Here is a 7,633-nt window from a genome sequence, read left to right as displayed (position 1 = left end):
CGTAAGGCTCGCGAATTTCAGGACTCCATTCAGGTGCGTAGCCTTCAAGGACACCTGCCGCTTCGCGCAAATCATCCAGGTCGCCTAGCTGGGCAGCAAGGCGACTCTTTTCTACCTGCACAACCAGGTTCTCGGGGAGTTCGTCAGCCAAACTGCTGTAGATTGCTGCTGCGTCTGCCAGTTGCGCTGGCTCGCCGGTCCGTGCGTATTCCTGGGCAAGGGCAAACCGGGCTTTATAATCTGAGGGGTTCTGGGCAACAGCTTCATCGAGATAGCCAAGGCCGGCTGTCATATTGCCCTGTGTGACCTCCATGATGCCGAGCAAACGAAGGATATCCGGATTTTCGGGTGCCAACGCATTGGCTTTGAGGAGGCGTTCACGGGCTTCGTCAAATTTATTCTGCCGTAGCGACAGGAGCCCCAGGTTGTACCACGCCGCCGGCTCACCCGGTGCAAGTGCCGTAACACGCAGCAGGTTTTCTTCAGCACCGATGTCTTCACCCGACTGGATTGAGGCAATGCTGGAGAAGAAAGCTAAAACGGTTGCTTTGTAGTCAGCTGAGTCTTCAGCCGGCAAAGCTGGTTTCTCACATGCGGAAAGCAGCACGCACACAAGCAGCAACCAGGCGCTTGAACGCTGTCTTCTCCATGGCTTTGCGATTTGAGAAAGACCAGAAAGAACACGTATGCTAAAACCTGAAATCATATCTGTATTTGCCTAGGGTAAACTACCGATTTAGGGTATAAAGTTTAAGGTTGCTTGCTTTACTGCCCACAGCTTGAGACACAAACAACCTTAAACTTTCAACCTTCAACAGCAAATACAAAAATGTATTTGCCTAGCTCCACTCACAGAGCTTTTCGACGTACCGCGCAGATCCGTCGCGCAACCAGCCATCGCGCTGCGCCGGCTCTTTAAGTTGCTGTCCGCGCTCGCGTGCCACGGCAACAAAGTGGCTGTTTAACTCCGGCAAACCAGTCATGTCGCCCCAGAGTTTCTCAAACTGCATTACAGGGAAAATATCTTCCTGTCCTTTCCCCCAGCGCTTCTTGACATCTTTGATGGTCATGTAGGTAGGAATGCGCATGCCCAGTTCGCGGACTGCTACCGCTACTTTCTCCGGATCACGCAAGTCATTGCGCGTCAACGCCAGGAGCCACAGGAGCCGGTCGATGTCAATCCAGGACGTACTGGAATTATAGAAAGAAAGATCAAATTCAACTTCCTCATGCGGCAAGGCAAGCCCTTCTACAATACGCGGCTGTCCGTCAACGCGTGCGAGACCGCCGCCCCTGTCATCCAGGCGCCGGCTTATCACTTCAGTGGTCAACGTAGCGCCCGATTCAATGTGGTACCCCAGCATGGCCGGATCGACATTCGCACCCAGGGTATCGACGTTGTGCACCATCAGGTACTTGAGCTGCGGCCGTTCTTCCAATACGGTTGCCAGCACGCCATTCCTGAAAATATTGAACACGTCGTACCAGTGCCCTACCGGATGCAGGCATTGCATCGGGATATTATCGGTATAGTCATTGGCTTCGCCCATCTGGTGCACCCATTTAATGAGTGCAGCTTGCAGGCTTTCACGTACTTTCTGCGCCTGCTCATCCAGCATCTGATTGGGCATTTCTTCCCATGCATACCGCAGGTCGCGCTCTGTTGGGATGAAGCGCAGGCCAACCGTTCGCCCGGGCGACAGCATCAGCGGCCCTTCATACCCATAACGCATGGTGCGCTGCAAGTGCTCAAGAATGGGCTGGTGGGTAAGATAGCTGGTGGTAATCAGGTGTGGCAGGTGCGTGCCACACAATTTGCTAATTTTCCGGCTTTTGGCTAGGTGGGCTTCCAAAAACGTCCGGTGCTTGTTGCCCATTTTACAAAATGGGTTGATGGCCTTTACAACGCCGGCGCCTTTTGTCCACCTGCTGCCAACACCGCCCGCCAACGTGACAACTGCAATGGCACCCGCACTTAGCGCGTCCATCCCGATGGAACGGTACGTATCCGACAAGCCAACCCGCGCATCATAAATGTCATCATGATGGATGTCGCCAATGCGGCTCTGGGTGGGTAGCCTGTTTTGGGCAAGTCCGATGCGGCCACTTCGCAAGTCAGCGCGAATCTGCTCATGATGTACCGGATCAAATCCGTAGTTATCGAGGAGTTCTTCCAGGGTATCGCCGGCATTGTTCTCCGCGTCCACCTGCGGCAGCATACGTTCGAACAAGCCGGACACCATGCCGGAGAGTTCGGGCTTGGTTCGACACGCAGCACCAAACCGGTCAAGCTCAACACGGCGGGTTGGCGACAGCGCACGCGTTTCTACGCGCAGTAAGTTCGGCACAGTAAGCGTGTAATATCTCGCCGGCATTAACGCATCAACCTCACCCAGCATGTCTGCCCACGTCCCCCGTTCATTGATCGAGAAATCATAAACAACCGGCTCCATCGCAAACGGAACTGCTTTCTCCAGTTCTGCTTTTGCTTCAGACATGATTTCTGGCAGCAATTCCAGGGCTTTCTTTTTCTTCTTTGGAGAGAAGATGAAACCCATGCCTCCGCCGGCCATACCGCCAAGCATCCAAAAGCCCCAGAAGTCGTCGCCAAAGGCGTCTTCCACCCGCTTGATCAGCGACTCCGTGTAGTAGTTACTGGCCCACGGGATGATGGTCTGGATCGGCCATTCAAAATTACGCTGTGTACTTGCGCCAATCGCTTTCAAGTCACCCTCGCGGAGCCCTCGTACGATATCGTCGAGCAACTTGATTGCTGCCTGGCGCCAACGCCATTCCTTCTCTGAACGCAGCAGGTACTTCTCGGTAACCATCTCAAGAATCGGCCCTACGTCCTGCGCCATACCGCCATGCACCAACACGAGGCTATCCTGTAACTTCTGACGGGTTTCAGTGCTTACATCACTCTCTTCCAGAATCATGTGGTGAGGCAGCAGCCGGCCCCGACTGACGTTAAACTCGGGATCTCCCTCTACTGCGTTTACGCCTTCAATCAGTTTCATGCCGGGCCAAATACCACCGGAATCCTGCCAACCACCACCTGAACCGCCAATCCATTCGCCCAAAATTGCACGTGCAGCTACAATACGCCGTTCTTCTTCTGTAAGCGGGCCGGTAAGCGACTGTGTTTGTCCGGTTGCCCGCATGCAAGCGGTAATAATCGACGCAAGCAGGTTGGTAGACACGGCGAGGCGAGAGCCTTTGGGGATGTCATTTACCTGGGTAACAATCTCAATGCCATAGCCAGGTTTGACCAGCCGGCCAAGCAAATCGGGCAAGGGCTGTGTCGCCCCCTCCATGCCCGGGGGGATAATTCCGGAAGCGATCACGCCGGCTTTGAGCAAGCCAAGGTAGTCCCTTGCAAAGTCAAATACTTCTTGCAGCGTATCAATTTCAGCTGCAGCTTCGAGGTCGACACTCACCAGGCGGAGCACAGGCTCGTCGATTACTCTGAAGAAAACTTCGATGGGCGGCTTTGGCGCTTCCTGTCCGTTTGCGCCACGCACCATCAGATCAACCGAGATATTGAGCACGCGCGCGCCTTCCGGGAAATCCATCCCCAGAAAGAAAATGTCGCTCCAACCGCTATGGGTGAGGTCCATCCGTACCGGTGTTTTCTCCCGAAGAATAGGAAAAAGGCCCTGGTTGCCCTTACAGTCGTAGAGGGCTTTCTGCACGCGGAGTGACTGATCTGCCGGGTGCCCTACGCGAAACATCCACTGGTTTCCCTGTACAGAGCGTACGCTGCGGCGCACCTGATCAGCCAGGGTTTGAAAACCAAGGCTCTGGTACGCAGTCGCGAGGGCGCTCGACAAAGCATCGTTGTATCCATGGATGGCCTGTTCGGCCAAAAAGATCTCAAGGGCTTCTTCAAAGCGGCGTTTAAGGAGATGGGCCACCCCTTCATAAGGGACCTTGCCGGCCGTGTATTGATCGTAGCGCTTCGGTAAATGAAACCGATGCAGCGCATACAAAAAGAAGAGCGCGCGTACCCGTTCATACAGGTTCGAACTGGAACGTCGAAACTTATCCAGTGCTGCACACTCTGCATACAGCGCCTCAATGGTTGCCTCCCGGCAAAACGCATCCAGCGGCTGGTTGCGAATCTCCGGATCTGGCGATGTAATAATTTTGACCAACTCGCTCATAATACCTCACGCTCCGGGCTAGTACCGAGTTCTCGAATAGCCAGAAGTTCAAGCAGGTTCGACAACACCTGGTCCCTTTCTTTGCCGCTGAGCGCGAGGGCGAGCTGCGCATTCATCAATCCATATTTTACGCCAACGTCATAACGCCAGTCTTCTGTTTCCAGCGCAAGGTACTGTTCGCGGTGCGCCAACAAGGTCAACGCATCAGACAGCGAGACCCGCGATTGCTCATTTTTTTCAGCAATCAGATGCCCCAGGATATCCATTACACCTGAAGTCAACACGTGCATCCCGAAGAAGCAGAGGTAATAGCCGGCACGTAACCCGGGTACGATGAGTTGCTGTTCAGCATGTGTAGGCGTCGGCTTTTCAACCACGGATTCAACGCGAAACAGATTGCGCCGACCTGAGAGGCGTTGGACACCAACCGTACCGAAATACGGCAACAAGTTCTCGCGGGTAGCATGCACAGCGGAGACCGAGCAATTTTCGCGCTGCGCCACCTCAATTAACTGGGCTGCACACCCCCGGGTATCACGACTGATGTAGAGGTGATCGCCAACGAGGTGCAAAAACGGATCGTGTCCGACAAACTCGCGGGCACAATACACAGCATGGCCGTAGCCGAGCGGACTGGTTTGATGGACAAACTGCAGCCGGCCCGCGTGATCACCAACCACTTCAGCATAAGCAACTTCATCGCCTGGGCGAACCACCACACAGACTTCTTCAATGCCACCACGTAGCGCCTCTTCTACTACAATCTGTAAAACGGACTTCTCGGTGCCGTCGCGGTCTATGAGGGTTTGAAGGGGAAGGGTTCGCTGCCCTTTGCCGGCAGCTGTGATAACAGCTTTTGAAATATTCATCTTTTACTTAGTACGAATGGAAGCGGCTGCCGCTTTTCGGCATGTAACCATCATCTTGATGAGGAGATAAAACGGCGCAGAAAAACGCCCCCCGGAATTGCATTCTAACGCCTCATAATAGTCAAAAAAGAATAGGCCAACAATTCGGTAAAACTATACTTTGATATCCGCATGCGCAGCGATTAACTTATTTCTCTTCTCACGAGACGGCAAGATAATCAATCAGTTGGTTTTTTCTATGATTTTGGATTCAAATTATAACAACACGGGCATCCCGCCTCATGGCGCGGCTTATGTGGAGCGCCTGGTAGACTTGATGGATCCCGCGGCCAATATTCTGCTGAACATGACGCAGGAAGAAGCTGAAGCCGCTGTGGCTTCAGGCGACCCGGACCGCGTCGGACAAATCAAGGGCCAGTTTGCTATCCTTCAGAAAGAAGGAAAGACCATCCGGATGGCGCGGTCCCTTGGCCGGCCCATGCGGTATTTCCTCGCAAAAAGACACGAAGGCCCCTGCCTGATTGTCGCTGAGCGCATGGATGAATTGCTCGAACAACTTAAAAAGGAAGGACTCGACGACCAGTTTCACCCTTCATACACCCGAATGGTACCAGCACATCACCTGGTTGAAATCCAGTTGCTGGGCTGTCCCGATCCGAACCCGGTCTACAAACGGTATTTCACACCCGAACAGAACGTACTCAGCACCGACCTGAACGCAATTGGCGAAGCCTACATCGGCGCGCTTGCGGATGCGTGCAACGATTGGCTCGACACCATTGACGCTCCATCAGCAGCCAAAAAAAACAACAGCGCCAAAGATCCTATTGGCGTTTTGTTTTCAGGCGGCATCGATAGCGGCGCTGTATTTTTGGTCATGCACCACCTGCTTCTCAAACGCGGCGAGTCACCCGCGCGGCTGAAAGCATTTACCCTTTCGGTAAATGAAGGGGACGATGCAAAACAATCAATGGCCTTCCTCCACGAGCTTGGCCTGTCAATGTTCCTTGAAGTGATCGAAACGGACCTGGCGGATATAAGCTACACGGATGCCATTCGCGTTATAGAAGACTACAAACCGCTGGATGTCCAGTCTGCCACGATGGCACTTGCGCTGTGCAAAGGCGTCCGCGCAAGGTATCCAGATTGGAAATATTTGATAGATGGAGACGGCGGGGACGAAAACCTCAAAGACTACCCCATCGAAGAAAACCCTGAGCTCACCATTCGAAGTGTCTTAAACAACTTGATGCTTTACCAGGAAGGCTGGGGTGTTGAAGCGATCAAGCACTCGCTCACGTATTCAGGTGGGCAGAGCCGTGGCCATATCCGCTCTTATGCCCCGGCACGTATGCTGGGCTTTAGTGGCTTTAGTCCGTTTGCCCTGCCGGCGGTCATCGAAGTGGCTGAAGGTATCCCGTTTATCGCGCTCACCGACTGGGACCACGAAAAACTTTATGCACTCAAAGGTGACATTGTGCGACGGGGTGTAAAAGCCATTACAGGAATAGACATGCCCGTGTTTGAAAAACGGCGCTTCCAGCATGGGGCCGTTGATAAAGATGGGTTTGCGTCTATTTTCCCCAAACACGAAGCTGCATACCGCTCAACCTTTTCCAAACTATACGCATAACCTGTGCTGACGCTAGACGAACAGGCTATTCTGGCCGCGCGGGGACCCAAAAACATGGTATCCCCGCGCCGGCCTTATGCATATCTTGTAGAGCCAGAATACGCACCCGACGGCCAGGTAGCTGACATTGCTACCCTCTTTCTGACAAACCGCGAATGCCCATTCCGGTGCCTGATGTGCGACCTCTGGAAAAACACCACCGACACATCTGTTGCACCTGGCGATATTCCAGCACAAATTGAATTTGCGCTACAGGAGCTGCCCGTAGCGACGCAAATCAAGCTTTACAACAGCGGGAATTTCTTCGACAAAAAGGCCATCCCAACGGCCGATTGGCCGGCCATTGCACAGCTTGTTGCACCATTTGACCGGGTTATCGTAGAAAATCACCCCAAGCTTTGCACCCCCGCCTGTCTCACATTCCGGGATATGGTACAGGGCAGACTTGAAATCGCCATGGGCCTCGAAACGATTCACCCGGAAGTACTGCCCCGGTTGAACAAGCGCATGACAACGCGTGATTTTGCAAAGGCAACGGCCTACTTGCGTAGCAACGATATCGATGTACGGGCCTTTATTTTACTGCGCCCCCCCTATCTGAATGAAGAAGAAGGGGTGTTCTGGGCCATTCAATCGATGGCTTTTGCTTTTGCAAACGGCGTACAGTGTTGTGCCATTGTACCCACCCGCCCAGGCAACGGTGCAGTGGATCAGTTGGGTGACGCAGGACATTTTGCACGGCCGGCGTTATCTTCTATTGAGCAGGTACTCGAAGCTGGCCTTACGCTGTGCCACCGGCGCGGCGCCGGCAGGGTATTGATGGATTTGTGGGATCTCGAACAATTTTATGCCTGCACAACATGCGGCCCGGGCCGAAAAGCGCAGCTGCATAAAATGAACCTTACGCAAACCATCTTGCCTGCTGCTTCCTGCAATCAGTGTAGCGCCTGAGCCGGCTGACTTAA

5 protein-coding genes are annotated in these 7,633 nt (G+C 53.6%); 2 read left to right on the top strand and 3 right to left on the bottom strand.

Features of this window, described 5'->3' with window-relative positions; genetic code table 11:
• The 3 genes from AAF564_12380 to AAF564_12370 all read right to left on the bottom strand — a co-directional run.
• Nucleotides 1–706: tetratricopeptide repeat protein (locus tag AAF564_12380; protein MEM8486340.1), on the bottom strand; the 706-nt coding region annotated here is incomplete at its 3' end.
• Nucleotides 707–839: 133 nt separating this feature from the next.
• On the bottom strand, nucleotides 840–4,166 hold the full coding sequence (locus AAF564_12375) for a UTP--glucose-1-phosphate uridylyltransferase (protein ID MEM8486339.1): 3,327 nt from the start codon (nucleotides 4,164–4,166) through the stop codon (nucleotides 840–842).
• Complete coding sequence (locus tag AAF564_12370; GenBank protein MEM8486338.1) at nucleotides 4,163–5,035, bottom strand: sugar phosphate nucleotidyltransferase; 873 nt, start codon at nucleotides 5,033–5,035, stop codon at nucleotides 4,163–4,165. Before AAF564_12370 ends, AAF564_12375 begins: the two co-directional genes overlap by 4 nt.
• A gap of 238 nt (nucleotides 5,036–5,273) precedes the next feature.
• Here AAF564_12370 and AAF564_12365 point away from each other — a divergent pair, with 238 nt between their 5' ends.
• Both AAF564_12365 and AAF564_12360 read left to right on the top strand, forming a co-directional pair.
• On the top strand, nucleotides 5,274–6,668 hold the full coding sequence (locus AAF564_12365; GenBank protein ID MEM8486337.1) for an asparagine synthase-related protein: 1,395 nt from the start codon (nucleotides 5,274–5,276) through the stop codon (nucleotides 6,666–6,668).
• A gap of 3 nt (nucleotides 6,669–6,671) precedes the next feature.
• On the top strand, nucleotides 6,672–7,619 hold the full coding sequence (locus AAF564_12360) for a radical SAM protein (GenBank protein MEM8486336.1): 948 nt from the start codon (nucleotides 6,672–6,674) through the stop codon (nucleotides 7,617–7,619).
• Nucleotides 7,620–7,633 lie beyond the last annotated feature (14 nt).

Source organism: Bacteroidota bacterium (assembly GCA_039111535.1).
Taxonomy (GTDB): domain Bacteria; phylum Bacteroidota; class Rhodothermia; order Rhodothermales; family JAHQVL01; genus JBCCIM01.
Note: the sequence above shows the minus strand (reverse complement) of the source record. Positions and strands in the feature narration are given on the sequence as shown.